Origin of the sequence: Streptomyces sp. NBC_01723 (genome assembly GCF_036246005.1) — a bacterium.
Taxonomy (GTDB): domain Bacteria; phylum Actinomycetota; class Actinomycetes; order Streptomycetales; family Streptomycetaceae; genus Streptomyces.
This window is the reverse complement of the sequence record NZ_CP109171.1, coordinates 6,360,857-6,385,325: the sequence shown is the minus strand read 5'-3', so window position 1 is coordinate 6,385,325 and position 24,469 is coordinate 6,360,857. Positions and strand designations below refer to the sequence as shown.

The following is a 24,469-nucleotide window of genomic DNA, read 5'->3' as shown; positions in this document are numbered from 1 at the left end:
CGTCACACTTTTCCGGGATCAGGGAACCCTCAGTCTTCTCAGACCCTCTTCTCAGGTTTCTCACCTACCGTGCGGACGCATGAGTCTCGCGCGCAACTTGAACCGGGCCCTGACCGTCACCACCGGCCTCCAGGTGCGGAGAGCACCCCAGGCCGTGAAGGGGAAGGAGAAGTCCGCCGCGCCGAAACCGGCGGCGGCGCGCCCCGCGGCCGCCTACCGATGTCCGTCCTCCGAGGAACTTCCCACCGAGCGGCTGCTGCGGCGGCCCGTCTTCATCATCTCGTCCATCCGCTCCGGCTCCACTCTGCTGCGCATGATGCTGGGCGCCCACCCGCGGCTGCACGCCCCGCACGAGCTGCACATAGGCAGGCTGGAGGTCGTCTGCACCAACTGGTTCTCCGAACGCGCGATGGGCGCCCTCGACCTGAAGCGCGGCGACCTGGAGCACCTGCTCTGGGACCGTGTCCTGCACCGCGAACTGACCAGGTCCGGCAAGGACTTCGTGGTCGAGAAGACCCCGGCCAACGTCTACATGTACCAGCGCCTCAAGGACTGCTGGCCCGACGCCCGCTTCGTCTTCCTGCTGCGCCACCCCGTCTCGGTCGCCCGCTCCTGGCACGAGACCGACCCCGTCAAGCGGCCGTACGACACGGCCGTCGCCGACGTGCTCAAGTACCTGACGGCCGTCGAGGAGGCCCGGGCGGCGGACGCCGAGGGTTTCACCGTGCGCTACGAGGACATCACCGACGACCCGGGCCGCGAGATGCGCCGCCTGTGCGCGTTCCTCGGCGTCGACTACGCCCCGGCCATGCTGGACTACGGCAAGAAGAGCGGCGGCGAGCTGGTCAGGGGGCTCGGCGACTGGCGCGACAACATCCGCACGGGCACCGTGCAGCCGGGCCGCGCGCTGCCCGACGCGGACGAGGTCCCGGAGCCGCTGCGCCCGGTCTGCGAGGCCTGGGGCTACGCCTCCTGAGGCCCGCCGCGCAGCGTGAGCCGGGGCCTCGGGGCGTCGGTGCGTCCGGTGCGCGGCGGACGGCTGCCCGCCCGGTACGGCGCCGGCCAGGCCGCTCCCGGGCCCTCGTACCCCTGCTCGGCCGCGGCGTGCAGCGTCCAGTGCGGGTCGTAGAGGTGCGGGCGGGCGAGGGCGCACAGGTCGGTGCGTCCGGCCAGGATCAGTGAGTTGACGTCGTCCCAGGAGGAGATCGCGCCGACGGCGATCACCGGGACGCCCGCCTCGTGGCGGATGCGGTCCGCGTACGGCGTCTGGTACGACCGCCCGAACTCGGGCCGTTCGTCGGACACGACCTGCCCCGTGGACACGTCGACGGCGTCCACCCCGTGCGCCGCGAAGGCGCGGGCGATCGCCACGGCCTCCTCGGCGCCGGTGCCGCCCTCGGCCCAGTCGGTGGCGGAGACGCGCACGGTCATGGGCCGCTCCCCGGGCCACACCTCGCGTACGGCGTCGAAAACCTCCAGCGGGAAGCGGAGCCGCTTCTCCGGTGAGCCGCCGTAGGCGTCGGTGCGCCGGTTGGTGAGCGGGGAGAGGAAGCCGGAGAGCAGGTAGCCGTGGGCGCAGTGCAGTTCGAGCAGGTCGAAGCCGGCCCGGGCGGCGCGGGTCGCGGCGGACGTGAACTGCTCGCGGATGTCCGTGAGCTGTGCCCGGGACAGCTCGCGGGGCGTCTGGCCGCCGGGCCTGTACGGCAGCGGGGAGGGCGCCACCAGGGGCCAGTTGCCCTCCGGCAGCGGTTCGTCCATGCCCTCCCACATCAGCCGGGTCGAGCCCTTGCGTCCGCTGTGCCCGAGCTGCACGCCGATCGCGGTGCCCGGGGCGCTCGCGTGCACGAAGTCGGTGATCCGCCGCCACGCCTCGCCCTGCCGGCCGGTGTAGAGGCCCGCGCAGCCGGGGGTGATGCGGCCCTCGGCGCTGACGCACACCATCTCCGTCATCACCAGGCCGGCACCGCCGAGGGCGCGGGCGCCCAGGTGGACCAGGTGGAAGTCGCCGGGGACGCCGTCGACGGCGGAGTACATGTCCATCGGGGACACCACGACGCGGTTGCGCAGGGTCAGGTCGCGCAGCCGGAACGGGGTGAACATCGGGGGCGTGCCGGGCGGGCAGCCGAACTCGCGCTCCACGGACCCGGTGAAGCCCGGGTCGCGCAGCCGCAGGTTGTCGTGGGTGACCCGGCGGCTGCGGGTGAGCAGGTTGAAGGCGAACTGGCGGGGCGGCTGGTCGACGTAGCGGGCCAGGTCCTCGAACCACTCCAGGCTGGCCTTGGCCGCGCGCTGGGTCGAGGCGACGACGGGGCGCCGCTCCTCCTCGTAGGCGGCCAGGGCGTCGGCGAGGGAGGGCTGCTCCTCCAGGCAGGCGGCCAGCGCGAGGGCGTCCTCCACGGCGAGCTTCGTGCCGGAGCCGATGGAGAAGTGGGCGGTGTGGGCGGCGTCGCCGAGCAGGACGGTGTTGCCGTGCGACCAGCGTTCGTTGACGACGGTGCGGAAGGTGGTCCACGCGGAGTTGTTGGAGCGCAGCGGGTTGCCCCCGAGGGCCTCGGCGAAGACCTTGGCGCAGCGGGCGGTGGACTCCGCCTCGTCGAGTTCGTCGAAGCCGGCCGCCCGCCAGACCTCCTCGCGCATCTCCACGATGACGGTCGAGGCGCCGGCCGCGTAGGGGTAGCCGTGCAGTTGCATCACGCCGTGCTCGGTCTCGGCGATCTCGAAGCGGAAGGCGTCGAAGGCGAAGTCGGCGGCCAGCCAGATGTAGCGGCAGCGGTGGGTGGTGACGCGGGGCCGGAAGACCTCGCGACAGGCCTCGCGGGTGGCGCTGTGCACGCCGTCGGCGGCGACGACGAGGTCGTACGTCCGCGCCAGCGTCCCGGGGTCCGGGGCCTCGGCCTGGAAACGGAGGTCGACGCCGAGGGCGCGGCAGCGGTCGTGCAGGATCTCCAGGAGGCGGCGGCGGCCGAGGGCGGCGAACCGGTGTCCTCCGGAGGTGTGGCGGTGGCCCCGGTGGACGATGTCGATGTCGTCCCAGCGGACGAAGTCGGCTTTGAGGGCGGCGTAGACGTCCGCGTCGGCGTGTTCGATGCCGCCGAGGGTTTCGTCGGAGAGGACGACTCCGAAGCCGAAGGTGTCGTCGGGGGCGTTGCGTTCGTAGACGGTGATCTCGCGGTGGGGGGCGAGGCGTTTGAGGAGGGCGGCGGCGTAGAGGCCGCCGGGGCCTCCGCCGACGATCGCCACGTTCAAGGGGTGACCTGCCTTCGCGGGCGAGTGCGGCGCCGTCGTGGCTGGTCGCGCCCCGCGGCGGAGCCGCAAATCGACACGGTCCCGCGCCCCTCGGGCCGGCATGCTCCCCTGCGCCGAGAACACCTCTACCTCCCTCGCCACTTCGGAGGGCGTTTCTCCGTGAACGACGCGTGGAATTCCGCGTAGTCCTCGCCGGTCATCAGGAGGGCCTGGGTGGAGGCGTCCAGTTCGATCGCCGTGGCCAGGGGCATGTCCAGCTCGGCGGTGAGGAGGGCCTTGGTCTGGGCGTGCGCGAGGGCGGGGCCGTCGGCGAGGCGGTGGGCGAGGGCGTGGGCGGCCTCGTCGGCGCGGCCCTCGTCGGTCAGCTCGCTGATCAGGCCGATGCGCTCGGCCTCGGGCGCCCGCACCGTGTCGCCGAGCATCAGCAGCCGGGTGGCGTGGCCGAGGCCGACGACGCGGGGCAGCAGGTACGCGGCGCCCATGTCGCCGCCGGAGAGGCCGACGCGGGTGAAGAGGAAGGCGAAGCGGGCGGACGGGTCGGCGACGCGGAAGTCGGCGGCCAGCGCGAGGACCGCGCCCGCGCCCGCGGCGACGCCGTGCAGCGCGGCGATCACCGGGAACGGGCACTCCCGTACCGCGCGCACCACCTGGCCGGTCATCCGGTTGAAGTCCAGCAGCTGGGCGGTGTCCATGGACAGCGTCGCGCCGATGATCTCGTCGACGTCGCCGCCGGAGCAGAAGCCGCGGCCCTCGCCGGCCAGCACCAGGGCGCGTACGGACCGCTCCCGGGACAGTTCCGCGAGCAGGTCGCGCAGGTCGGCGTAGGCCTCGAAGGTGAGGGCGTTGAGTTTGTCGGGGCGGGCGAGGGTGACGGTGGCGACGCCGTCGGCGCGCTCGACGCGCAGGTGCCGCCAGTCGGAGGTGGGGGCGGCGGAGCCGGTGAAGGGACTCATGACGGGCGGGGCCTCCTAGGGCGGGCACGGCCTCACTGAGCGTGGTGTCTCGCGGCCCTTCGAAGTTATCACCCTTCCGTGACCGTCGTCACGAGTGCGCGATACTTTGGTCCCGTACCGGAGGGTCGAAGGTCCCGGGGGTGCCCGTCGAACGGCTCTGCCGGGTGGCGCCGTACCATTCATACGGTTGAAAGCAGGACAGGACGCCCTGCTCCACGAAACGGACCCGCCGTGCAAGATCACTCCAAAGCTCCCGCCTCCTGGCGCATCGCGCTGCCGCACTCCGCCGCGGCCGTGCCGGTGGCCCGTGCCCTGGTGCGCACGGCCCTGGCCGAGCTGGAGCACACGACGGACGGCGACACCGCGGAGCTGCTGACGGCGGAGCTGGTCGCCAACGCCGTGGAGCACACCTCGGGCGGGACGCCGATCGAGCTGGTGGTGGAGCTGAGGCCGACCGGCTGCCAGGTCGAGGTGCACGACCCGGACCCGGCACCGCCCGCCGACCTCACCCGCCCCGGGATCGAGCCGCCCGACCCGTGGCAGGAACACGGGCGCGGTCTGCTGCTGATCCGCGCCCTCAGCTCGTCCTGCGGTCACCGGCCCGCCGGCTCGGGCAAGGCGGTCTGGTTCAGGCTTCCTGCGGTACCCGCTCCGCGTTGCTCTCCGGAGTGACCTCCGCGCGGGCGAGACGGGAGTGCCGGCGGCCGTAGGCCGTGTACACCAGCAGCCCCACCGCCAGGAACACCGCGAACTGGAGCCAGGTGGCGCCGCCCGTCTCGTACATCAGGTAGAGGCAGAAACCGACGCCGAGGAGCGGGGTCACCGGGTACAGCGGCACCCGGAAGGTGCGGGCCAGGCCCGGCTCGCGGCGGCGCAGCGCGATGACGGAGACGTTCACGGCGGCCATGGTGGCGAGGGTGCCGATGGTGCACAGGTTGACCACCGCGTCCAGCGGCGCGAAGGCCGCGGGGAGGGCGAAGACCACGCCGACGATCAGGGTGCCGGCGACCGGGGTGGCGGTGCGCGGCGACACCTTCTCGAAGACCCGCGGGATCAGTCCGTCCCGGGACATCGACATCAGGATGCGGGTCTGGCCGTACATGACGGCGAGCACCACCGAGGCGATGGCGACGACCGCGCCGAAGGCGACCACCCCGCCGCCGACCGTGGAGCCGGTGACCTCGTTCACGACGTACGACAGGGCGGCGGGCCGGTCGCCGACCGCGTCGCCGCCGACGGCGCCGATCGCGGCGACGGCGACCGCGCAGTAGAGCAGGGTGACCAGGCCGATGCAGACCAGGATCGCGACGGGGATGTCCCGGCGCGGGTTCTTGGCCTCCTCGCCGGCCGTGGTGATCGCGTCGAAGCCGATGTACGAGAAGAAGGCGGCCGTGGTGCCGGCGCCGATGCCGCCGAGGCCGGCCGGTGAGAACGGGCTGAGGTTGCCGTCCTTGAAGGCGACGAAGCCGATGGCGCAGAAGGCGATCAGGACGGCCAGCTTGAGGACGGCCATCGCGGCCGTGGCCCGGGCGCTCTCCCGCACACCGCGCACCAGCAGGACGCAGGCCAGGGCGATGACGATCACCGCGGGCAGGTTCACCGCGCCGCCGTCGCCGGGACCCGCGGACAGGGCGTGCGGCAGCTGGATGCCGAGGACGCTGTCGAGCAGCTCGTTGACGTACTGGCTCCAGCCGACCGCGACCGCGGAGACCGAGACGCCGTACTCCAGGAGCAGGCACCAGCCGACGAGGAAGGCGGTGCGCTCGCCGAGCCCGGCGTAGGCGAAGGAGTACGAGGAGCCGGAGACCGGGATCGCGCCGCCCAGCTCGGCGAAGGCGAACGCGGTGAAGACGCAGGTGATCGCGGCCAGCACGAAGGAGACGACGACGGCCGGGCCGGCCTCGGCGACGGAGTCGGACAGGCCGACGAAGATGCCGGTGCCGACGATCGCGCCGACGCCGAAGCAGACGAGCTGGAAGAGGCCCATCGTGCGCTTCAGGCCGTGGCCTTCGCGGTCGGCGCCGGATTCGGCGATGAGGACCTGGGGGGACTTGATACGGGAAGCGGGCATTGCGGGTGGTGCTCGTTTCTGGTGGTGCGGGGCGCGACGGTGGTCGCGGCGGCGGCTCCGGAAGGGGTGGCTCCGAGGCCGCCGGACAGCATAGGGCCTGTTCAGGCGAGGGTGGCCACGAGTACGGCCTTGATCGTGTGCAGCCGGTTCTCCGCCTCGTCGAAGACGACGGAGTGCGCGGACTCGAAGACCTCGTCCGTGACCTCCAGGGACTCCAGGCCGTGGGCCTCGAAGATCTCCTGGCCGACCTTGGTGCCCAGGTCGTGGAAGGCGGGCAGGCAGTGGAGGAACTTGACGTCCGGGTTGCCGGTGGCGCGCAGGACGTCCATGGTCACCGCGTAGGGGGCGAGGGCCTTGATCCGCTCGGCCCAGACCTCCTTGGGCTCGCCCATGGAGACCCAGACGTCGGTGACGACGAACCCGGCGCCGCGCACCCCCTCGTCCACGTCCTCGGTGAGGGTGATCCGCGCCCCGCTGGACTCGGCCAGCCCCCTCGCCCGGTCGACGACCTCCTGAGCGGGCCAGTAGGCGCGCGGGGCCACGATGCGCACGTCCATGCCGAGCAGGGCGCCGGTGACCAGGTAGGAGTTGCCCATGTTGAAGCGGGCGTCACCGAGGTACGCGAAGGCCGTCTCCGACAGCGGCCGGTCGGTTTGCTCGGTCATCGTGAGCACGTCGGCGAGCATCTGGGTGGGGTGCCAGTCGTCGGTCAGGCCGTTGTAGACGGGGACGCCGGCGAAGGCGGCCAGCTCCTCGACCTTGGCCTGGCTGTCGCCCCGGTACTGGATCGCGTCGTACATGCGCCCCAGGACGCGCGCGGTGTCCTTCACGGACTCCTTGTGCCCGATCTGCGAGCCGGCAGGGTCGAGGTAGGTCGTCGAGGCGCCCTGGTCGGCGGCGGCGACCTCGAACGCGCAGCGGGTGCGCGTCGAGGTCTTCTCGAAGATCAGCGCGATGTTCCTGCCCTGGAGATACCGCGTCTCGGCCCCGGCCTTCTTCGCCGCCTTCAGCTCCGCGGCCAGTTCGACCAGGCCGCGGAACTCCTCCTCGGTGAGATCCAGCTCCTTGAGGAAGTGGCGGCCGGCGAGGGCGGTCGGGACTGTCGCCATGGGGCGCTCCAGAGGTACAGGGTCGGGGAGAGTGACTCTGGAAGTCTATACGACCTTCTGAATTTCTATACAGGTGCCCGCTCCACCGGGCAGCTCATGCAGCGCGGCCCGCCCCTGCCCCGGCCCAGCTCGCTGCCGGGGATCTCGATCACCTCGATGCCCTGCTTGCGCAGGTGGGTGTTGGTGGTGGCGTTCCGTTCGTAGGCGACCACCACCCCCGGCTCGACGGCCAGCACGTTGCAGCCGTCGTCCCACTGCTCGCGTTCGGCGGCGTGGACGTCCTGGGTCGCGGTCAGGACCCGGATCTCGCCCAGCCCGAGCGCGGCGGCCATCGCGCGGTGCATGTGCTCCGGCGGATGGTCGGTGACCTTCAGGTCCTTCTCCCCCGCGCCCGGCTCGATCGTGTAGGAGCGGAGCATGCCGAGCCCGGCGTACTGGGTGAAGGTGTCGCCGTCGACCATCGTCATCACCGTGTCCAGGTGCATGAAGGCACGCCGCTTGGGCATGTCGAGGGCCACGATGGTGCGGGCCGAGCCCGCGGCGAACAGCTTGTGGGCGAGCATCTCGACGGCCTGGGGCGTGGTCCGCTCGCTCATGCCGGTGAGCACGGCGCCGTCGCCGATCACGAGGACGTCGCCGCCCTCGATGGTGGAGGGGTAGTCGGCCTGCCCCTCGGACCACAGGTGGAAGGTCTCGTCCCGGAACAGCGGGTGGTGCCGGTAGATCGCCTCGAAGTGGACCGTCTCGCGCTGCCGGGCGGGCCAGCGCATGGCGTTGATGGAGACGCCGTCGTAGATCCAGGCGGAGGTGTCCCGGGTGAAGAGGTGGTTGGGCAGCGGGCCGAGCAGGAAGTCGTCCAGCTCCATGGCGTGGAAGCGCACGGAGGTCGGCTCCGGGTGCGCCTCGAGGAACTCCCGCTTGGTCATGCCGCCGACCAGGACCTCGGCGAGTTCGTGGGCGGGCAGGTTCTCGAAGGCGGCCCGGAGATGGTCCGTGGCCAGCACTCCGTACTCCTTCTCGTCGAAGACCCGGTCCAGGACGAGCCGGCGGGCCGCCGGGACGTCGAGGGTCTCCGTGAGCAGGTCGCCGAAGAGGTGGACGGCGACCCCGCGGTCGCGGAGCACGTCCGCGAACCCGTCGTGCTCGGCGCGCGCCCGGCGCACCCAGAGCACGTCGTCGAAGAGAAGGGCGTCCTTGTTGCTGGGGGTGAGCCTTTTGAGCTCGAGATCCGGCCGGTGCAGGATGACGCGGCTGAGCCGCCCGGCTTCGGATGCGACGTGGAATCCCATGTCTCCATCCTGACCATTCGGGCCCGCGTTCACCCCCTGCTTTCACGTGCCCGTGGCCACAAGTGCGCCCTCCCGGTGCACCCGTGCGACGTCGGTGTGCCCCCGGGTCCCCGCGTAGACCAGAGCGAGGGCCGGAGCGCCCGGCCACGTGTCAGGGGGGGGAGACCGGGTGAGTCCCGATTCGATGATCGCCCACTTCGTGGGTGCCTCGGCGCTGATCCTGGTGGCCGCGCACGCCGGCGGCTGGCTGGCCAGGCGGCTGCGTCAGCCCTACATCGTGGGACAGCTGGCGGCGGGGATCGCCCTCGGTCCGTCCCTGCTCGGCAGTCTGGCCCCCGACGCGTACGCCGCGCTGTTCCCGGCGGCGATCGGCCCGGCGCTGACCGGCTTCGCGCAGTTCTCCCTGGTGGTGTTCCTGTTCGCGGTGGGCTACGAGCTGGACCTGAAGGTCCTCGGCGACCGGGCGCGCACCTCGGTGACGGTGGCCCTCGCCTCGTTCGTGGTGCCGATGGCCGTGGGGTGCGGCACTGCGCTGCTGTTCCGGGACGCGCTGCACGACCTGGGCATGGAGCGGGAGCCGTCGGTCGCCACGGTGCTCTTCGCGGGGATCGCCCTGTCGATAACGGCGGTGCCGGTGCTGACCGCGATCGTGCGGGAGAACGGGCTGTCGCGCTCGGTGCCGGGGGTGGTGGCGGTCTCGGCGGCCGGGATGCTGGACGCGGTGTGCTGGACGGTACTCGCGGCCGCGCTGCTGGACAGCGGTGCGGGGGACGCGACGCTCGGCTGGCCCTGGCGGGCGGCGCTCGCCGTCGGCTTCGTCACCGTGATGGCACTCGCCGCCCGGCCGGTCCTGCGCCGGCTGCTGTGGCGCACCCGCCTGGAGCCGTCACTGCGACTGGCGCTGCTGATCGGGTTCGCGCTCGGGTCGGCCTGGGTGACGCACTCACTGGGGCTGCACGTGATCTTCGGGGCGCTGCTCGCCGGGGTGGTGGTCCCGCGCGAGGAGGCCGGCACGCTCGACCCCGATCTGCTGCGGCCGCTGCACGAGGTCGGTTCCCTGCTGCTGCCGTTCTTCTTCGTGCTCTCGGGGCAGTCCGTGGCCCTGAACAGCATGACCGGCACGGGCTGGGCGGCCCTGCTGGTGGTGACGGTGCTGGCGGTCGGGACGAAGATCGGCAGCGGGACGGTGGCGGCCCGGCTGGGCGGACTGGACCGGCACGAGGCGCGCACGGTCGGGGTCCTGCTCAGCGCCCGGGGCCTGACCGAGCTGATCGCCCTCAACGCCGGCCTGGAAGCGGGGCTGCTGAGCGGCCCGCTCTACACGGTCCTGGTCTTCATGGCGCTGACCACCACGCTGCTGACCCAGCCGTTCCTGCTGCTGACCCGCCGCCTGGCCGACCGGGACCGCCGCACGGCCCCGGTCCCGGACAGCGCCGTGAAGCCGTCCGCGGGGTGACGCGGCGGTGTCGCCGCGTCACCCGGTTCACAGTCGCGGGTCCACCGGCTCCGACTCCAGCGCCAGCACCCCGAACACCGCCTCGTGCACCCGCCACAGCGGCTCGCCGTCCGCGAGGCGGTCCAGGGCCTCCAGGCCGAGGGCGTACTCGCGGATCGCCAGGGACCGCTTGTGGCCCGGGAACCGTCCGCGCAGGCGGGTGAGGTTGTCGGGGCGGGTGTACTCGGGGCCGTAGATGATCCGCAGGTACTCGCGGCCGCGGCACTTGATGCCGGGCTGGACCAGGCGCCCTCGCGGGTCCCGCACCAGGGCGCCGACCGGCTTGACCACCATGCCCTCACCGCCCCGGCCGGTCATCTCCAGCCACCAGTCGACGCCCGCCGCGACCGACTCGGGGTCGCCGGTGTCGACGTACAGCCGCCGCGTGGTGTGCAGCAGGCCGGTGGTGTCGTGCTCGACGAGGCGGTCGATGAGGGCGAGCTGCTCGTCGTGCGGCAGGGACGCGAGGCTGCGGCCCTGGGCGGCGAGGATCTGGAACGGGGCGAGGCGGACGCCGTCCAGGCCGTCGGTGGTCCAGCAGTAGCGGCGGTAGGCGTCCGTGAAGGCGGCGGCGTCGGCGGACCGTTCGCGCTGGCGGGCGAGGAGGCCGGCGACCTCGACGCCGCGCGCGGCGGCACCCTCCAGCGCGGCGAGCGCGCCCGGGAACACCGCGCCGGAGGCGGCGCCCACGGCGGCGTACTGGGAGCGCAGCAGCCCGGAGGCCTTCAGGGACCAGGGCATCAGCTCGGCGTCCAGCAGCAGCCAGTCGGTGGACAGTTCGTCCCAGAGTCCGGCCTCGCCGATCGCCGCGCGCAGCCGGTCCAGGACCGCCTCGGCCACGGTCGCGTCGTCGAAGAACGGGCGGCCGGTACGGGTGTAGAGGGAGCCCGTGGGTCCTCCCCCACTCTCGGCTCCGCTCGAGCGGGAGGTGCCCCCATCCCCGAAGCGGGCGCGGGCGGCGTCGGCGTCGCGGCACACCAGCGCCACCGCCCGCGAACCCATGTGCTTCTCCTCGCACACGACCCGTGCCACCCCGTCCGCCGCGTACTGCGCGAACGCCTCCTCCGGGTGCTCCAGATAGCCGGCCACCGACGAGGTGGCGGTCGGTGCCATGGTCGGCGGGAGGTACGGCAGCAGCCGGGGGTCGATGGCGAAGCGGCTCATGACCTCCAGGGCCGCCGCGCCGTTCTCCTCGCGCACGGTGACCCGGCCCGCGTGCCGGGTCTCCACCACCCGGCGGCCCCGGACGTCGGCCAGGTCCAGCGGGCGTCCGTCGTGCCCGCCGGGGGCCTCGGTGCGCAGGGGCTTCGCCGGCTCGTACCAGACCCGCTCGGCCGGTACGTCGACCAGCTCGCGCTCCGGCCAGCGCAGCGCGGTCAGCTTGCCGCCGAAGACGGCACCGGTGTCGAGGCAGATGGTGTTGTTCTGTCCTTCTAGCGCAGGTCACGTGCTGCTCGATGGCGCCTCGGGGACGGCAGGGCCCTGATCAGGCATTCATTGCCTGACTTAGTCGAACACTGCCTGAACGGTTCGCTCACGATAGATCTCCCCGGACACTCCCCACTCGCCTTCACTCCCCAGACACTCCCCGGCTCCCCGGCCTAATAGGCGGCGTCACCAGGGCTATTCCGACGACTCATGGCGCCCCAACTGGCCCGGCAGGTAGGGCACTCCACGGCGGGCGGCAGCACCAGCGCGGAGCCGCTCCATCTCCAGGACGCATTCAGCGCAGGCGCGCACATCCTGAAGCCCTCCCCCTGCGGGGCGGATCGTTTCGACGTGAGTCGTAGCCACGCGGCCCTTGCCGGGGTGTCGAAAGCAGACCCCGCCGGCCCACTCGTAGAGGTCGAGGATCTGCTGGCGGTCCATCTATCCAACTCCTGGTGAGGTCTCTCGCTGGGCGACGCTGTGGCGCTGGTGCCCTGTCTGCGAGCGGTGAAGCGGCGAAGTCGTCATGTTCACCCAAACGAGCGAACACATATTCGAATCTTGCACACTACCTGCGGCCTTGCGGCACGCGAAGCCGTATCGCAAGGCTGTTCCAATCTTGATCGCTTGGCGACCATTTGGGTACTGACACAAGATCACGGACGTCGAACCGTGTACCAAGTGCCAGCCCGCCGCAATTCCAGACCCGACTGGGTCCAGCCCCGACGCGTCGCCTTAGGGCACCGCATCGCCGACCTGCGGCGGCAAGCAGAGCTATCGCAAGAGGAACTCGCACACCTCGCCGGCATGGAACGCCGGTCGATCCAGCGGTACGAGAACGCGGTGCGGGATCCCCAGTACTCGGATCTGCTGCTCATCGCGCACGCCCTGCGAGTGCATGTGACCGACCTCCTGCACGACTGACGGCCGGGAGCTGGCCGCTTCCTGACCGTCGTCACCGGATCGAACCAAAGTCAACAACAAGTCAAGGGCCGTGGGAAGGGTGCAGGCGACATATATCTACACCTCACCCTCACACCCCGTGCGAAAAGATCACCGCAGGTCAAGCGTTGGCCAAACGTTTCACCCGGTAACCGATTCCACCCGCCCTACTGACCGGTCGTACAGCGGTCGGCTACGCGGTCCCCCCGGCCAGCCGGCGGAACGCGCCGTCCGTGGCCGCCACCCAGGCCCGCCGCAACTCCCCCGCGGACTCGCACACGCCGCCGTCGACGTCGCCACAGACACGGCAGGCGAGGGAATGCCGGGCGTAAGCCGCCCAGGCCTCCTTCGGCGGGGCGAGGTCGGTGTGGGCGGCGACTAACCGCGGCCTACTGTCGGCCGGGCTGGGTTGGTTCGTAGGCTCGTCCACGTCGACGCTCCGTTCGTCGGCCAGCCCCGGGGTCGGTCGCACGGCCGCCGGGGCACTACATGCAATTGCAGGGTACCGCTGCATACTGCTCTATACCGCTACACGGAGCAGCCTGCCGCTACCTGCGGAGGCGTGGCGCGGTAGGGCTCTCTACGTTCGACTCATGGGTGATCAGGAGCCTGTCGTCGACCCGACCCGGCCCGTGTATGCGTGGCAGCAGGTCGCGGACTGGATCGCACGCCGTATCGAAGCCGGCGAACTCCGGCCGGGTGCCCGCCTAGAAGGTGAGCGGGAGATGGCCGAGCAGGCTGGTGTCGCCGTGGGTACGGTGCGGCGGGCCGTGGAGGATCTGCGGCAGCGCGGCCTGGTGGTGACCCTGCCGGCGAAGGGCACGTACATCGCGCAGCCGCCGAAGTCGTAGCCGCGTGTCAGAGGTGCGCCGTAGGATCGTGGGCATGCCTCCCTCCCCTTCGCCGCGCCGCGGGCTGCGGTCTGCCGAGGAGTTGAACGCGGCGATTCGCGCCCTGTTCAGGCACAGGGATGCCCGGCTGTCGGATGCGGAGCGGGCGGAGTATCGGGCGCTGCTGGATGAGCTGGAGCAGGTACAGCGCGGGGACGTGACGACGGCGGCGTAGGCTGACATGCGAGCGCCCCCGCCTGCTTACCTCAGGCGGGGGCGCTCCTGCGTGCAGGTCTCGGCCCCGTCACTTCTCGGCGGCGGAGTCGGCAGCAAGCCGAGCGCTGGTCTTGTCCCACACATTCTCGTAGCGCACCCAGCGCTGCCCGTCGACGTCCCACTGGTCCACGGCGATGCGGACGACGTTGCTCAGTCCGGCGGCGACGCGTTCCTTCTCGTCATCGACGGCTCGGTAGGCGGCGGGCTTGGACCGGTGCTTGGTGTAGACAGGGACGCTCGGCGTGGTCAGCACCAGCCGCCACGGCTGCGAAGGCTTCTTCGCGGGCATGGTCACTTCTCCTCGTGGGGTCGGGTTTCGTGCTTGCGGACGCTGGCTTCGGCGCCGACGTAGGGGCAGCCGGGGATTGAGCAGCGCACCCAGCCGTGACGGACGGCGGCTTCGGTGACGGACTTGTCGGGTCCGTAGCCGTGGGCGGCGAGGAGTCGGGGGACGGTGCCGCCGTACTCGGCTTTCATGAGCGCGGCTTCGGCGGTCTTGTCGTGGCCTCGGGCGAAGAAGCTGCCGATGCCGGTCTCGGCGCCGCAGCCGCACCAGCAGAAGCCCGTGGGGAGGAGGCGGTTGGGTGTCTCTTCGGTCATGCAACCAAGATACCCAATCAAGAATGGCAATCAAGATGTACGTAGGGAAGATGCGCTCCGACGCGTAGACGAGCCCACGCCCGGACAGCACAGGTGCCCGACGTGGGATCCCCGAGTGGCACACACCTTCGAAGATCTTGTGAACCTGGAGCGGCTGGCCGAGCAGGCGCACACCGCCTACACCGCCAACCCCGGCGACGACACCCGCACCGCATGGCTGGCCGCGGCAGACACGTTCCAGGCCGCCGTCGTCGAACACGCGACGACCGAGGGGAAGAGCCGGTACGAGGTCGAGATGGCCGCGAAGAAGATCGTGCGGCACCCGGAGGCCGAAGCGGCTTGACCACTTTCGCGATGCCACGAAAGTGATGCCTGACCTGCGGCGGGGGATAGCGTCTCAGACAAGACGCCGATCCCGTGTCACCGTCGCGGCATGACAGAGCAGAGAGAATGGCGCCGCTCCGAGGCCCGCAGACTGAAGCCGCGCCCTTGCCCGGAGTGCCGCATCGGCACCGACATGCCGCACTGGGCCATCGCGGACGCCACCGACAGCCCCGACCCGCTCGTTGTCGTGCGCCGCGAGTGCACCAACGAGCTGTGCGAGAAAGGGCCCGGGTTGGGATAAGCGGCAGGCCCCGCCTGCGTGACCAGACGGGGCCTTCAGCCACAACAAACCCGACTTGCTCGTCGGATCGATACGACGAGTCTACGAGGGGCCGCTGACAGTGCCGGGGCGTCGCGTCGACAGGACGTACACGCCCGACTGGCCCTGCGGCTGACGGGGCACGGGCAGCAGGTGGGCGGGGATCTCGTTGCCGTGGCGGCGCATGATCTGCCGCAGCGCACGGGCACGAGACGGTCGAGGACGGACGGTCAGTGCCGCAGCATGGCAGACGATCACCGATCGTCCGGCCACTCCGTCAGCACCCTGCCCGCCTCCTCATCCACGAGGGTGACGCGGGCGCCGGGCCGGCTGCCGTGCTCGCCGATCCACGACGCGAACTTGCGGCGGGCCACGGTCTTGTCGTCCCACCAGCCCTGGATCAGCGGCTCGCCGTCGGTGGTGACGGTCACCCGGAAGCGGCCGGCGGTCATGCGAGCCGGATCCCGCGCGGCTGGTGCGGCTCGCGGGCGATGGCGCCCTTCGTCTCCAGCTCGCCGAGCTGGTAGTGGACGGTCGACGCGCTGAGGCGGACGGCGGCGGCGATCTCGGCGACGGTGGGGGCGTCGCCCTGCTCGGTGATGGCCGCACGGATGGCGCCGAGGATCCGCTCCTGGGTGCCGGTGAGGTACTCCGTCTTGTGGTTGGCCATACCCCCAGTAGAAACCTTGTTCGAATTTTGGTGCAAGCTGGAGACGTGACCGACCTGCCGCCTGACCTGCCGCGACTCCGCACCCTGGAGACCTGGCTCGCCCACACCCTCGACCAGGTGCGGGCCGCCATCCGGCAAGCAGAGCAGCGAGAGGCAGAGCGGCAGCGCGGCATCCAGGACCGCCCCCGGCCACCCGACTGGCTCCTCGAAACCGGCCTCAACCGCGACAGCCCGCCCGTCCAAGTCCACCAAGGCGACTGTTGGAACTCCGGGAAACGCACCCGCGGACTCAGCCTCGACGAAGCCCGCCGCGCCATCACCGAAGGCGTCAAACCGTGCGACGTGTGCCGGCCGGATACGGCGTTGGGCTTCCTGGAGAGCTGACAGCCGCGAAGCCTCCCGTGGGGAGCCGGGAGGCGCGGCGGGCCCCGCCGCTCGCACGGCAGGGCCCAAGGCGGGGGCCCAACGGGGGCGTGGACCCCTCATGCCCACACCATGCACCACATCCGGCCAGCGAGGAAGGCACTGGCCGAGAATCCCCCAAACGAGCGACGGGCTCAGGCCGACTTCCGAGGCTTCCGCGCCGCCTTCTTCGCCGCAGCCTTCTTCGCCGACTGCTTCTTCGCGGACCGCTTCTTCGGCATCTCGTGCACGTCCGCGTGCCCCGCGTCCTCGCCGCGGGACTGCTTTGCCTTCGACACCGACTCTGTCAGTGCGGCCATCAGGTCGACCAGCTGCCCCGACTCGGCCTCTGGCTCCGGTGCGACCACTGGCTCCCGGTGCTCGCGCTTCGCCTCGATCAGCTCCGCCACCGCCTCCGTGTACGTGTCGCGGAACTCTGGGCTGTCAAGGTCGTCGCGGGCCATCGTGTCCATCAGGGCGAGCGCGCCGTCGATCTCCTCCTCCGACACCTCCACGGCAGGTGGCAGCAGCGAGGAGGGGTCGCGGATCTCGTCGGGCCAGCGCATCGCGTGCAGCACGATCGCCTCCTCGCGGACCCGGAGCAGGCCCAACCGTTCCCGCCCGGACCAGGCGTACCGGGCCACCGCCACCCGCGACGACCGTTCGAGGGCCTGGCGGAGCAGCTTGTACGGCTTGCCCGCGACCTGCCCGTCCGGGGCCAGGTAGTAGCCGTCGCCGATCCGGATCGGGTCAATCGACTCCCACGGCATGAACGCGACGATCTCGATCGCGCGGGCGGTCGGCAGCGGCAGATCCCGCAGCTCCTGGTCGGAGATCGGCACCACGATGCCCCGGGCCACCTCGTAGCCTTTGCCGATCTCCGAGGTGGCGACCTCGCGGTCCTCCAGCTCGCACACCTTCCGCGTCCGCACCCGGGCCATGTCCTCCAGGTGCACGCGATGGAAGCGGATTGAGTGGTCCTCCGTCGCGCCGACCACATGAATCGGCACCGTGACCAGGCCGAAGCTGATGGCGCCGGACCAGATCGTTCGGGGCATGACGAACCTCCGTGACAGCCCCGAGCAGGAACAGCCTACGAGGCAGCCGGGGCGATCGCACCCGCGCCGCTGTCAGTGCCACCAGGCAAGATGCGGCCATGACCACGATGCGCAGCTACGCGTTCACCTGGACCGACTCCGACGGCACCCCGCGGGCCTCCGCCGTCGCCTACGACCGCGTTTCCGCCGACCGGCGACGGGCCGAACTGGAGACGGCCGGCGTCACCGACATCGACGAGGTGCCCGTCCGGCCCGGGGAACTGCCGGTGGTGAAGGGCTGAACCTGAGAGACCCGCCTCGACGGGGATGCGAGACGGGCCTGCGGCCAGTGCGGCACGAAGGGGTCTACCGGCGTCGCCAACCCGGCTTGCCGCCCATCGGGATGCTGCTGGTAGTCCAGGTGGCGGAACCCTTGCTCAGCTCGCGTCGCTCGGCGAGGAACTCCTCGTACTCCTCCCGTGCCCACTCGACGACCTCGTCGTAGCTCTGGCTGTGCCCGCCCCACTCCTTGCCTGTCCCCATCACGCTCCAGATGGTGAACTCCCAGTAGGGCGGCTCTCCCTCGGCGGTGTCCTCCTCCGTGAGTTCCCCACGTCGGATCTCGCCGATGCGGTCGTCGCCGTCGTAGAGGTCGAAGCGTTCAGGTTCGTCGGCAGGGCGGATCTCCAGCGTCATAGTCCGATGTCCTCCGATGCGGCGTCGGTCCACTTGTCGGCTTCGCGGATGTACCCCCAGAAGGCGGGGCTGTTCTCTGCGTGGCCGGACTGTTCGCGGATCTTCTCCTCTCGCTTGCCTGCGCGTCGAGAGGTGGTGATGAATCCGGCCCGCATCGAGTGGCCGGTGAGCCTGACGGAGAGTCCGGCGCGTTCGGCGTTGCGGGCGATGATCTCGCGGACGGCTTCCGGGGAGAGGGCGCGGTCGCCGAGGTGGCCGTGGACGGTGATGGGCAGGAAGGCGGGGCCGGTGGAGATTCCTGCGGCGGCGCGCCAGGTGAGCCAGGCGCGGACGGGACAGGTGTCGGGGTTCTTGCCATAGCCGACAACGACGTCTCGGGGTGGCCGTCCCTTGACGGCGGGGACGTGAACTTCGAGTCCTTGGCTGACGTGGACGATGGTGTCGGCGCGGAGGGCGGCGACTTCGGCGGAGCGTCCGGCGATGGCGAAGGCCATGAGCCAGAGGGCGCGGTCGCGTAGTCCGGTGAGTCCATCGGTGACGGCGGCGTTCATCTGCCGGAGTTGTTCGGGGGTGACGGCAGCGGCCTTGCCCCGGCCGCGCGCCTGCCGCTCGGGGTCGTTCTTCAGCGGCTTGAGCGCCTTGCGTGCGGCGACGGTGGCAGCCTTCGCGACTTCGACGCCGATCCCTCGCGCGGTGACGGTGACCCCGGTGATCCGCCGGTCGATCGACGTGGGGGCCGCGAGCTTGATCGTGTCGAGCCAGACAACGAAGCCGACGAGGTTGCCTCTGGTGACGGCGGCTGACGGCATGCGGTGGCCGGTCCGTTTGGCGAGCCAGTCATGGAACTCTTCCCAGAGCGCCCAGTCGTTGGCGTAGCCGCGCTTCGTGTTGTCGGGGATGATCCTGTCGAGGTGCTCGTCGGCTGCCTTCTCCATGGCGGCCAGGACGGCGAGCGTCGCAGCGTCGTAGGCGGCGGGAGTGGTGTCGGGCTGTCGCGGAACGAGGTCAGGCACGGGGTCTCCGATCGGGTACGGTACGGGCGGTGCCCCGGCTGCTTCCTTCAGCCGGGGCACCGTGCACATCGGGCAGCCTCAGAACCGCCACCAGCCGTCGTACCCGTCGGGAATCTCCGGGTAGTTGGCGAGCATCGGTTCGAGCAGCGCTAGGTGCAGCGACTGCTCGAACGGCTTCTGGGATCCCCAGTAGCGCTCGCCATCCCATCGGCCGTCTGGGTCGCCTCCGTACCGGCTGTCGAGGTTGTTCGCGAGGATGGCCTCGGGGCTGGACACGTCCGGCTCGTCCCTGAGCCAGTGGGCCCACAGACGCAAGGTGCCGAGGCACGCATATGTGGTGCCGTTCTTGCGTCGGAACCAGACCGCCTGGCAGCTCCCGGACAGCCAGTCGGCGTCGTGCTGGTGGGTCCGTTCGACGGTGACGGTGGACAGGTCGATGGCGAACGGCTTGCGGCTGATGAGGAACTTCTCTTCGCGGATCATGCGGTGTCTCCGTCGGCGGGGTTGGTGATGGTGATGCCGTCCCGGGTGCGGGACAGGACGCGGTCGTACTCGCGCTTGGGGTCGTCCCAGCCGCCGCCACCGCCATCGAGCGTGAGCGTCTTCTTGTTGACGCGCTTGACCCGGTAGGTGCTGGTGCTGGTCTCGAAGACCCGCACGGTGACGATGTCGCCGACCTGGAAGTCGGCGGGCTCCCAAGGACGGGACCGAGTGGCGACGGTGTCGGCGATTTCGGATTGCGCGTCCGCCTTCGCCTTTGTCCACTTCGCCTCTGCCTGAGCACGCTCGGCCGCCTTGTAGGCGTCGATGGCGCGGTCGGAAGCCGCGTCGGCGCGGTTCTTGGCGCGGCGGGCACTGCGGTACGAGTGGTGCCCCGGGAGGAGTGGTTGCCCCCCGGCGAACCTGCCGTACATGGCGAACGCGCGCTCGGAGCGCTGCTTCGCCTCCGTCGTCAACTTGTCCGCCTTCTGCTGGGCTGCTTCCGCCGCCTTGCGGCTTCGCTCCGCATCCATACTTCGTTCCTCCTGCATGCAGCTAGTTTCTGTACCTACAGATTACTCCCATGGAACCCCCTTGTCGAGCAGTGAAGCCTGATGGATGCTAGTTTCTGTACCTACACGCCCGAGGGGGAGAGATGGCCAGGCCAGCCACCGGCAAGACGCCACTGCGTAACGTCCGCGTACCCGACGAACTCTGGAGCGCCGCCATGACGGAGGCGAAGGAGGAAGGGCGGTCGCTGACCGATGTCATCGTGAGCGACCTGCACCGGTACGTGAACCGGAGACGGCGCGAACGGGGGGCTCTCGATGGCGAGTCGCAGCCCTCCGGAGAGTCGGACAATCACCCCAAATAGCGCCCGCGATATGGCATGTTATCGAGAGCGCGCCGTCCCGGAATCGGCGTCAGGCGTTGCCATCCTCGGCCATCTGTGCCGCCTCAAGGAAGGCTTGATGGCGAGCCGTTCCTGCGGGATGCCGGCGAGCAGCCGTGCGCAGCTCTGTGGCAACCACCCGACGAGTCTGAGCGGCGTCCCAGCCTTCCTCCACGATGCCCAGTTCTTTGCCCAGATGGACGGTGAGCGCGCCGACGATAGGGAGGAGGAGCCTCTCGTCTGGGTCGCCGATCCGCCAGGTGGATCTCCCCAGACCCTCGCGGGCTGCGGCGAGCATGCGGTCGAGGACGGGGCGCACATCGCAAGAGTCGTTCATGCCGTGCGAGCCTACGACCCCGGTCCGGCAAGGGGGCAGCGCCCAAGCCGGCCAGGAAGCCGTCGTACTCTTCCGACATGCAGGCAGCCGACGCAACGCGTCTTCAGAAGGAATGGGAAGCCAAGGGCTCTCCCCCGTGCGACCACCCACGGCTGGAGAAGGAGTACTACCTCAGCTCCCAAACCGGGGACAAGGTGTGCACGACGTGTGGCGAGGACTTCTCTCCGGCCGAGTTGAGCAAGATGGGCCGGTAGGTCCCGCCCGGCGAAGCGCCCCCGCTCCCCTATTGCGACAAGGAAGCGGGGGTGCGGTCGTGTCACAGAGCGGTAACCCGCAGGCACACATCCCTCACATCTGCTCTACCGTGTTCCGCCTGTACTGGCATCACTCGGGGGGAATCTGTGCTTACCCGCATCATCATGGTCGTTCTGCTTTGCGCCGCCGCAGCTGGCGCCACGGCCTGCGAGCCGACGGATGACAGCAAGGCGTCCAGCAGTAGCGCGCCGTCTCAGGCCGCGGAGTCGCCGGCCGACGAGCCCGCGAAGGACGACAACGCCGACAGCGAGAAGGCGACCGTGCCGAACTTCGTCGGCATGGGCCTGCAGTCGGCGCAGGACAAGGCGCAGGAGGTCGGCTTCTACAGCCTGGACTCGCACGATGCGCTGGGTCGGGACCGGATGCAGGCCTTCGACCGGAACTGGAAGGTGTGCAGCCAGAACGTGAAGGCGGGCACCTCGGCGGCGACCGACACCAGCCTGGACTTCGGCGCGGTGAAGCTCGAGGAGACGTGCCCGGCGAAGGACGAGAAGGCCCCAGAGGCCGCGGGCGGGAAGATGCCGGACTTCGCTGGCAAGTCGGTGAAGGCGGCCCGCGGAGCCCTCGACTCTGGTGCGTCGATCACGGTGAACGATGCGTCGGCCGACGACCGGATGGTGCTGATGGAGTCCAACTGGCAGGTCTGCTCGCAGAGGCCAGCGGCGGGCGCGGCGTTGCACGGCCAGCCGGTGGAGTTCACGGCGGTCAAGTTCGAGGAGACCTGCCCGTAATGGGCGAGGCTGAGACAGGGGGAATCATGCGCACACGCGTCTCTGCGGCTACGGCCGTTCTGCTCCTGGCCGTGCTTACGGCCTGTGGCGGTGGGGGTGACGACAAGTCCGCCGCCAAGCCCGAGGCGTCGTCGCCCGCCGCCCCGGCATCGAGCGAGGAGCCGGCAGGGCAGGTGGAGGCGAGCCCGAAGTTCGGCACGCCGGCCCGGACGACGGGTGACGGCGGCACGGGCGTCCTGGAGATCACCCCGGACACGGTCGTCTTCGTGGAGGAGGGCGGTGGAGAGAAGGCCGCAAACGGCATGTTCGCCGTGGTCACGATGAAGGACAAGGCGATGACCGCGGTCGCCGCCGACGAGCCGGCGCCGATCTCGGGCGGCGGCTGGAAGTGGATGGCTCCGGACGGAGAGATGATCGACGTCGGCGGCGGTAACGGGTTCAACGTGGTCATGGAGAAGTACAACAACGCCGACCCGGTGCAGCCTGGCGCCTGGCAGTGGCGGTCGCAGGTGTTCGACCTGACGGCGGAGCAGGCGAAGGGCGGCACGCTGATCTACATCGACGGTGAGGAGAAAGCCCACCGCTGGCAGATGCCGTCGACGGACTCGGGTCCGAACGTCGCCGAGGTGAAGAAGCAGCTGGCGTCCTGAAAACAGACGAAGCGCCCCGCCCTCCGTGATGGAGGGCGGGGCGTTGTCATGCTGGCTGGTCCTCGGGGGGCCAGTCGGGTTCGACGAACGGCTGGGTGGCCGGTTCGGGGATGGGCTGGGGTTCGATGCGGCCCATCTTCTCGAGGCTGCCTGCGTCGGCGGCGCCAGGATCCTGCCGGGGCTGCAACGGGATCGGGTCGGGCATGCTCAGACTCCAGTTCGGTTGTACTCGTCGACCAGAGGATGCGTCGGCTCCGGGTCGATACCCGCGCGGAGCATCTGGCGAGCCCACCGGTCGGTGGTCCAGGCGAAGGCGCTGACGACACGCTCCAGGCGCGACATTTTCCCGCGGAGCTGCCCATTCTCTTCGTCGACGCGGCGGACTGTCGCTTCGAGGACGGCGAGGTTGGCGGCCTGTTGCGCTGGTGCGGCGTTCGCTCGGGCTGCGGCTTCGGTTGCTGCGGCTGTGGCTTGGCCAGCACGGACGGTGGCGCGGGAGACGAACCAGCCTCCGCCTCCGAGGACGCTTCCGGCGGCCGTGATGATCCCCGCCCATTCGCCGACGTTCATGCGGCCTTACCTCTCCGGGGCCGCGGAGCTGGGGGGACCGAGTATTCGGGCACCGTGGCCGCCCACATGATGACCCCGACGTGCGAGGTCAGATACCAGATGGCGACGAAGCCGCCGCGTGAGTAGTCGCCGGTTACGACGGCGACGGTGTAGGCGGTGGCCCACACGATGGGGGGAACGAGCGCGGCGAGGAAGCCGAGCTTGTCACGGCCGACTTTCAGGAAGGCGCTGCCCAGGACAGCGAGTCCGCAGCAGATCCACAGCCATGCCCAGTGCCGGAGGCTGCACACGCTCGTGAGCAGTTCCAGGCCCTGGTCGCCGGGTGGGTCGACGAGGAAGCTGATGCCCCAGCAGGTTTTGCCGACGCCCAGGATGAGGAGGAAGCAGCCGCGGCGGCCCAGCGCCTTGTACAGCCGCCGGGCCGCACGGCACGGCATCAGACCGTCCGCGGGGGCTCGGCTGCAGCCGGCGCGCTGGGGCTGGCCGGGGCGACCTGGCCGCGGGTGAGCAGGGCGAGGCCGGCGAGGACGACCGCGTTCAGGGCGCCGATCTTCTCCGTGGACAGGTCCAGCCCGTAGGCGCCGAGGAGTACGGCGACAGCGGCGACGAGACCGGTGAACGCGGACGGCGCGATCGGCCGGGTGACCGCGGCGGTGGCGGCGGCGAACACCGCGGAGATGACCGCGACGATCGCGCCCGCCTGCTCCGCAGACAGGCCGAACCCGAACGTGACCAGCAGGGACAGGCCCGCGGAGACGCCCGCGATGATGAGAGCAGGCTCTCTGCCGAAGAACTTCATGGAGGTTCTACTTCCAGTAGAGGCCGCGGCAGTACGCGGCGGTGATGGTGACGGACTTCTGGTCGTCGGACTTGGCCGGGTAGTAGATGACCTCGAAGCGCACGCGCTCGCTGTCGACTACCGACCCCGAGTTGTGGAAGTCCGCGAACGTAGACCCGTCGGTGCCGATGCGTTCGATGAGCGGGCCGGACCAGCGGGAGTTGTCCTTGCGCAGGTGGTAGAAGCGGCCCTGGAGCGTTGATCCGGGCGGCAGGACGGCCTGGACGTTGGCCATGGCCTGGTAGTGGGAGGCGCCGGTGAGCAAGTCGGCGCCGTCGATGCTGAGGGTCGTCCACTTGCGGGGGACGAGGGTGCGGTCTGTGCTGTCGTAGCGGCCGATGGCGTGCGGCACGTCGTCCTCCTGAGCTGGTGGCTTGTCGCTGCTGACGGTGGGCCTGGGGGCGCCCTTCTGGACCCAGGCGTAGAGGGGTCCGCCGGGGCAGGCGGTGGCGTAGCCGTCGCGGTGGCCCTTGATCTCGGTGCCGGCGCCGTTCTTGCGGAGGAGTTCGATGCCGTCGCGGATCGCGGAGAGCATGGCGTCGGTGGGCTGCGTCAGGCCTTCGGAGCCGACGAGTCCGACGATGGCGTAGTGGCCCTGGTTGAGGGTCTGGTTGCCGTTGGCGCCGGTGCGCTTGCGGAGGCCGCGGCCTTCGAGGAGGTAGCCGTGGGGGCAGGCGGCGTAGTTGTAGGCGACGTCGCTGTAGCCCTCGGCGGTGTTGGCCAGGTGGCTCTTACGGATGTTCTTCCACTCGGCGATGCAGGCGTTGTGGTCGCTGAGCAGCTTGGTGCTGACCGGGGCGCCCTCGTAGTGGACCTTGACGCCCTTGGTGCTGGTCTGGGTGGGCGCGGCTGAGGCGGGCCAGCCAAGCTGCGCTCTCGTGACGAGCTTCACCAGTCCCCCCTTTCATGCGAAAGGCCCCGGCCGTCTGGCTCGGGGCGTGCTGGGTGGTGCGGTG

At 70.5% G+C, this 24,469-nt stretch carries 35 protein-coding genes and 1 pseudogene; 12 read left to right on the top strand and 24 right to left on the bottom strand.

What is annotated here, in order from left to right:
- The first annotated feature begins 79 nt into the window (after positions 1 to 79).
- Positions 80 to 976 carry a sulfotransferase family protein gene (locus tag OIE75_RS30055; protein ID WP_307015585.1) on the top strand — a complete coding sequence of 299 codons (897 nt, stop codon included), beginning with the start codon at positions 80 to 82 and terminating at the stop codon, positions 974 to 976.
- Here OIE75_RS30055 and OIE75_RS30050 read toward each other — a convergent pair.
- Both OIE75_RS30050 and OIE75_RS30045 read right to left on the bottom strand, forming a co-directional pair.
- Positions 964 to 3,369, bottom strand: a complete 2,406-nt coding sequence (locus OIE75_RS30050; protein ID WP_329472806.1) for a bifunctional salicylyl-CoA 5-hydroxylase/oxidoreductase — start codon at positions 3,367 to 3,369, stop codon at positions 964 to 966. The two genes, OIE75_RS30055 and OIE75_RS30050, sit on opposite strands and share 13 nt — an antisense overlap.
- Positions 3,370 to 3,371: 2 nt before the next feature.
- Positions 3,372 to 4,199, bottom strand: a complete 828-nt coding sequence (locus OIE75_RS30045) for an enoyl-CoA hydratase family protein (protein WP_307015583.1) — start codon at positions 4,197 to 4,199, stop codon at positions 3,372 to 3,374.
- 231 nt (positions 4,200 to 4,430) lie between these two features.
- On the opposite strand from OIE75_RS30045, the gene OIE75_RS30040 reads away from it, so the two are divergent.
- Positions 4,431 to 4,871, top strand: a complete 441-nt coding sequence (locus tag OIE75_RS30040; RefSeq protein WP_206328693.1) for an ATP-binding protein — start codon at positions 4,431 to 4,433, stop codon at positions 4,869 to 4,871.
- On the opposite strand, the gene OIE75_RS30035 is transcribed toward OIE75_RS30040, so the two are convergent.
- The 3 genes from OIE75_RS30035 to OIE75_RS30025 all read right to left on the bottom strand — a co-directional run bounded on the left by OIE75_RS30035 (position 4,828) and on the right by OIE75_RS30025 (position 8,668).
- A complete protein-coding gene (locus OIE75_RS30035; RefSeq protein ID WP_329472805.1) occupies positions 4,828 to 6,270 on the bottom strand; it encodes an amino acid permease in 1,443 nt (480 codons plus the stop codon). The genes OIE75_RS30040 and OIE75_RS30035 overlap by 44 nt on opposite strands.
- Before the next feature lie 101 nt (positions 6,271 to 6,371).
- The gene (gene argF / locus OIE75_RS30030) at positions 6,372 to 7,379 is read right to left on the bottom strand and encodes an ornithine carbamoyltransferase (RefSeq protein ID WP_329472804.1); all 1,008 of its coding nucleotides are present in this window, start codon (positions 7,377 to 7,379) and stop codon (positions 6,372 to 6,374) included.
- A 65-nt stretch (positions 7,380 to 7,444) separates the two neighbouring features.
- Positions 7,445 to 8,668: an arginine deiminase gene (locus OIE75_RS30025; RefSeq protein WP_329472803.1), complete on the bottom strand. Its 1,224-nt coding sequence runs from the start codon at positions 8,666 to 8,668 to the stop codon at positions 7,445 to 7,447.
- Between the two features lie 169 nt (positions 8,669 to 8,837).
- Here OIE75_RS30025 and OIE75_RS30020 point away from each other — a divergent pair, with 169 nt between their 5' ends.
- On the top strand, positions 8,838 to 10,124 hold the full coding sequence (locus OIE75_RS30020) for a cation:proton antiporter (protein ID WP_329472801.1): 1,287 nt from the start codon (positions 8,838 to 8,840) through the stop codon (positions 10,122 to 10,124).
- Positions 10,125 to 10,151: 27 nt separating this feature from the next.
- Here the strand turns inward: OIE75_RS30020 and OIE75_RS30015 are convergent.
- Positions 10,152 to 11,588, bottom strand: a pseudogene (locus tag OIE75_RS30015) (polynucleotide kinase-phosphatase); the annotation flags it as partial.
- 198 nt (positions 11,589 to 11,786) lie between these two features.
- On the bottom strand, positions 11,787 to 12,032 hold the full coding sequence (locus tag OIE75_RS30010; protein WP_329472800.1) for a hypothetical protein: 246 nt from the start codon (positions 12,030 to 12,032) through the stop codon (positions 11,787 to 11,789).
- A 39-nt stretch (positions 12,033 to 12,071) separates the two neighbouring features.
- Between OIE75_RS30010 and OIE75_RS30005 the strand changes: the two genes are divergently transcribed.
- A complete protein-coding gene (locus tag OIE75_RS30005; RefSeq protein WP_329472799.1) occupies positions 12,072 to 12,515 on the top strand; it encodes a helix-turn-helix domain-containing protein in 444 nt (147 codons plus the stop codon).
- Positions 12,516 to 12,726: 211 nt separating this feature from the next.
- Here OIE75_RS30005 and OIE75_RS30000 read toward each other — a convergent pair whose 3' ends face one another.
- Positions 12,727 to 12,963 (bottom strand): hypothetical protein, encoded by a 237-nt coding sequence (locus tag OIE75_RS30000; RefSeq protein WP_329472798.1) that lies wholly within the window; start codon positions 12,961 to 12,963, stop codon positions 12,727 to 12,729.
- Positions 12,964 to 13,126: 163 nt separating this feature from the next.
- Here OIE75_RS30000 and OIE75_RS29995 point away from each other — a divergent pair, with 163 nt between their 5' ends.
- Positions 13,127 to 13,384, top strand: a complete 258-nt coding sequence (locus OIE75_RS29995) for a winged helix-turn-helix domain-containing protein (RefSeq protein WP_329472797.1) — start codon at positions 13,127 to 13,129, stop codon at positions 13,382 to 13,384.
- A gap of 34 nt (positions 13,385 to 13,418) precedes the next feature.
- Entirely contained in the window at positions 13,419 to 13,598 is a 180-nt protein-coding gene (locus OIE75_RS29990) for a hypothetical protein (protein WP_329472796.1), read from the top strand.
- Positions 13,599 to 13,667: 69 nt separating this feature from the next.
- Here the strand turns inward: OIE75_RS29990 and OIE75_RS29985 are convergent, their stop codons facing one another.
- Together OIE75_RS29985 and OIE75_RS29980 are read right to left on the bottom strand one after the other, a co-directional pair.
- The gene (locus OIE75_RS29985; RefSeq protein ID WP_329472794.1) at positions 13,668 to 13,928 is read right to left on the bottom strand and encodes a hypothetical protein; all 261 of its coding nucleotides are present in this window, start codon (positions 13,926 to 13,928) and stop codon (positions 13,668 to 13,670) included.
- Positions 13,929 to 13,930: 2 nt separating this feature from the next.
- The gene (locus OIE75_RS29980) at positions 13,931 to 14,239 is read right to left on the bottom strand and encodes a hypothetical protein (RefSeq protein ID WP_329472793.1); all 309 of its coding nucleotides are present in this window, start codon (positions 14,237 to 14,239) and stop codon (positions 13,931 to 13,933) included.
- Positions 14,240 to 14,354: 115 nt separating this feature from the next.
- Between OIE75_RS29980 and OIE75_RS29975 the strand changes: the two genes are divergently transcribed.
- Complete coding sequence (locus OIE75_RS29975; protein WP_329472792.1) at positions 14,355 to 14,582, top strand: hypothetical protein; 228 nt, start codon at positions 14,355 to 14,357, stop codon at positions 14,580 to 14,582.
- A gap of 90 nt (positions 14,583 to 14,672) precedes the next feature.
- Positions 14,673 to 14,864, top strand: coding sequence for a hypothetical protein (locus OIE75_RS29970; RefSeq protein WP_329472791.1), 192 nt, complete (start codon positions 14,673 to 14,675; stop codon positions 14,862 to 14,864).
- Positions 14,865 to 14,945: 81 nt separating this feature from the next.
- Here OIE75_RS29970 and OIE75_RS29965 read toward each other — a convergent pair whose 3' ends face one another.
- The 3 genes from OIE75_RS29965 to OIE75_RS29955 all read right to left on the bottom strand — a co-directional run bounded on the left by OIE75_RS29965 (position 14,946) and on the right by OIE75_RS29955 (position 15,552).
- Positions 14,946 to 15,068: a hypothetical protein gene (locus OIE75_RS29965; RefSeq protein WP_329472790.1), complete on the bottom strand. Its 123-nt coding sequence runs from the start codon at positions 15,066 to 15,068 to the stop codon at positions 14,946 to 14,948.
- Positions 15,069 to 15,136: 68 nt separating this feature from the next.
- On the bottom strand, positions 15,137 to 15,334 hold the full coding sequence (locus OIE75_RS29960; RefSeq protein WP_329472789.1) for a hypothetical protein: 198 nt from the start codon (positions 15,332 to 15,334) through the stop codon (positions 15,137 to 15,139).
- Positions 15,331 to 15,552 carry a LexA family protein gene (locus OIE75_RS29955; RefSeq protein ID WP_329472788.1) on the bottom strand — a complete coding sequence of 74 codons (222 nt, stop codon included), beginning with the start codon at positions 15,550 to 15,552 and terminating at the stop codon, positions 15,331 to 15,333. The genes OIE75_RS29960 and OIE75_RS29955 overlap by 4 nt, the downstream gene beginning before the upstream one ends.
- 45 nt (positions 15,553 to 15,597) lie before the next feature.
- Between OIE75_RS29955 and OIE75_RS29950 the strand changes: the two genes are divergently transcribed.
- Positions 15,598 to 15,936, top strand: coding sequence for a DUF6233 domain-containing protein (locus tag OIE75_RS29950; RefSeq protein ID WP_329472787.1), 339 nt, complete (start codon positions 15,598 to 15,600; stop codon positions 15,934 to 15,936).
- Between the two features lie 173 nt (positions 15,937 to 16,109).
- Here OIE75_RS29950 and ku read toward each other — a convergent pair whose 3' ends face one another.
- Entirely contained in the window at positions 16,110 to 17,012 is a 903-nt protein-coding gene (gene ku, locus OIE75_RS29945) for a non-homologous end joining protein Ku (protein WP_329472786.1), read from the bottom strand.
- Positions 17,013 to 17,110: 98 nt separating this feature from the next.
- Here ku and OIE75_RS29940 point away from each other — a divergent pair, with 98 nt between their 5' ends.
- Positions 17,111 to 17,293, top strand: a complete 183-nt coding sequence (locus OIE75_RS29940) for a hypothetical protein (protein ID WP_329472785.1) — start codon at positions 17,111 to 17,113, stop codon at positions 17,291 to 17,293.
- Between the two features lie 64 nt (positions 17,294 to 17,357).
- Here the strand turns inward: OIE75_RS29940 and OIE75_RS29935 are convergent, their stop codons facing one another.
- From OIE75_RS29935 to OIE75_RS29915, 5 genes are all read right to left on the bottom strand, one after another.
- Positions 17,358 to 17,687: a hypothetical protein gene (locus OIE75_RS29935; RefSeq protein WP_329472783.1), complete on the bottom strand. Its 330-nt coding sequence runs from the start codon at positions 17,685 to 17,687 to the stop codon at positions 17,358 to 17,360.
- The gene (locus tag OIE75_RS29930; protein ID WP_329472782.1) at positions 17,684 to 18,700 is read right to left on the bottom strand and encodes a tyrosine-type recombinase/integrase; all 1,017 of its coding nucleotides are present in this window, start codon (positions 18,698 to 18,700) and stop codon (positions 17,684 to 17,686) included. Before OIE75_RS29930 ends, OIE75_RS29935 begins: the two co-directional genes overlap by 4 nt.
- 78 nt (positions 18,701 to 18,778) lie before the next feature.
- Positions 18,779 to 19,183, bottom strand: coding sequence for a hypothetical protein (locus tag OIE75_RS29925; protein ID WP_329472781.1), 405 nt, complete (start codon positions 19,181 to 19,183; stop codon positions 18,779 to 18,781).
- A complete protein-coding gene (locus OIE75_RS29920; RefSeq protein WP_329472780.1) occupies positions 19,180 to 19,713 on the bottom strand; it encodes a DUF3560 domain-containing protein in 534 nt (177 codons plus the stop codon). Before OIE75_RS29920 ends, OIE75_RS29925 begins: the two co-directional genes overlap by 4 nt.
- A 390-nt stretch (positions 19,714 to 20,103) precedes the next feature.
- Positions 20,104 to 20,409 (bottom strand): hypothetical protein, encoded by a 306-nt coding sequence (locus tag OIE75_RS29915; RefSeq protein ID WP_329472779.1) that lies wholly within the window; start codon positions 20,407 to 20,409, stop codon positions 20,104 to 20,106.
- A 419-nt stretch (positions 20,410 to 20,828) separates the two neighbouring features.
- Here OIE75_RS29915 and OIE75_RS29910 point away from each other — a divergent pair, with 419 nt between their 5' ends.
- Together OIE75_RS29910 and OIE75_RS29905 are read left to right on the top strand one after the other, a co-directional pair.
- Positions 20,829 to 21,455 (top strand): hypothetical protein, encoded by a 627-nt coding sequence (locus OIE75_RS29910; protein WP_443078455.1) that lies wholly within the window; start codon positions 20,829 to 20,831, stop codon positions 21,453 to 21,455.
- Between the two features lie 26 nt (positions 21,456 to 21,481).
- A complete protein-coding gene (locus tag OIE75_RS29905) occupies positions 21,482 to 22,105 on the top strand; it encodes a hypothetical protein (RefSeq protein ID WP_329472777.1) in 624 nt (207 codons plus the stop codon).
- Between the two features lie 46 nt (positions 22,106 to 22,151).
- On the opposite strand, the gene OIE75_RS29900 is transcribed toward OIE75_RS29905, so the two are convergent.
- The 5 genes from OIE75_RS29900 to OIE75_RS29880 are packed head-to-tail and all read right to left on the bottom strand — an operon-like array spanning position 22,152 to position 24,405.
- Positions 22,152 to 22,310, bottom strand: a complete 159-nt coding sequence (locus tag OIE75_RS29900) for a hypothetical protein (protein ID WP_329472775.1) — start codon at positions 22,308 to 22,310, stop codon at positions 22,152 to 22,154.
- A 2-nt stretch (positions 22,311 to 22,312) separates the two neighbouring features.
- Positions 22,313 to 22,675 (bottom strand): hypothetical protein, encoded by a 363-nt coding sequence (locus OIE75_RS29895; RefSeq protein WP_329472774.1) that lies wholly within the window; start codon positions 22,673 to 22,675, stop codon positions 22,313 to 22,315.
- The gene (locus OIE75_RS29890; protein WP_329472773.1) at positions 22,672 to 23,112 is read right to left on the bottom strand and encodes a hypothetical protein; all 441 of its coding nucleotides are present in this window, start codon (positions 23,110 to 23,112) and stop codon (positions 22,672 to 22,674) included. Before OIE75_RS29890 ends, OIE75_RS29895 begins: the two co-directional genes overlap by 4 nt.
- Positions 23,112 to 23,474: a hypothetical protein gene (locus tag OIE75_RS29885; protein WP_329472772.1), complete on the bottom strand. Its 363-nt coding sequence runs from the start codon at positions 23,472 to 23,474 to the stop codon at positions 23,112 to 23,114. The genes OIE75_RS29890 and OIE75_RS29885 overlap by 1 nt, the downstream gene beginning before the upstream one ends.
- A gap of 7 nt (positions 23,475 to 23,481) precedes the next feature.
- Complete coding sequence (locus OIE75_RS29880; RefSeq protein ID WP_329472770.1) at positions 23,482 to 24,405, bottom strand: peptidoglycan recognition protein family protein; 924 nt, start codon at positions 24,403 to 24,405, stop codon at positions 23,482 to 23,484.
- Between the last annotated feature and the right edge of the window lie 64 nt (positions 24,406 to 24,469).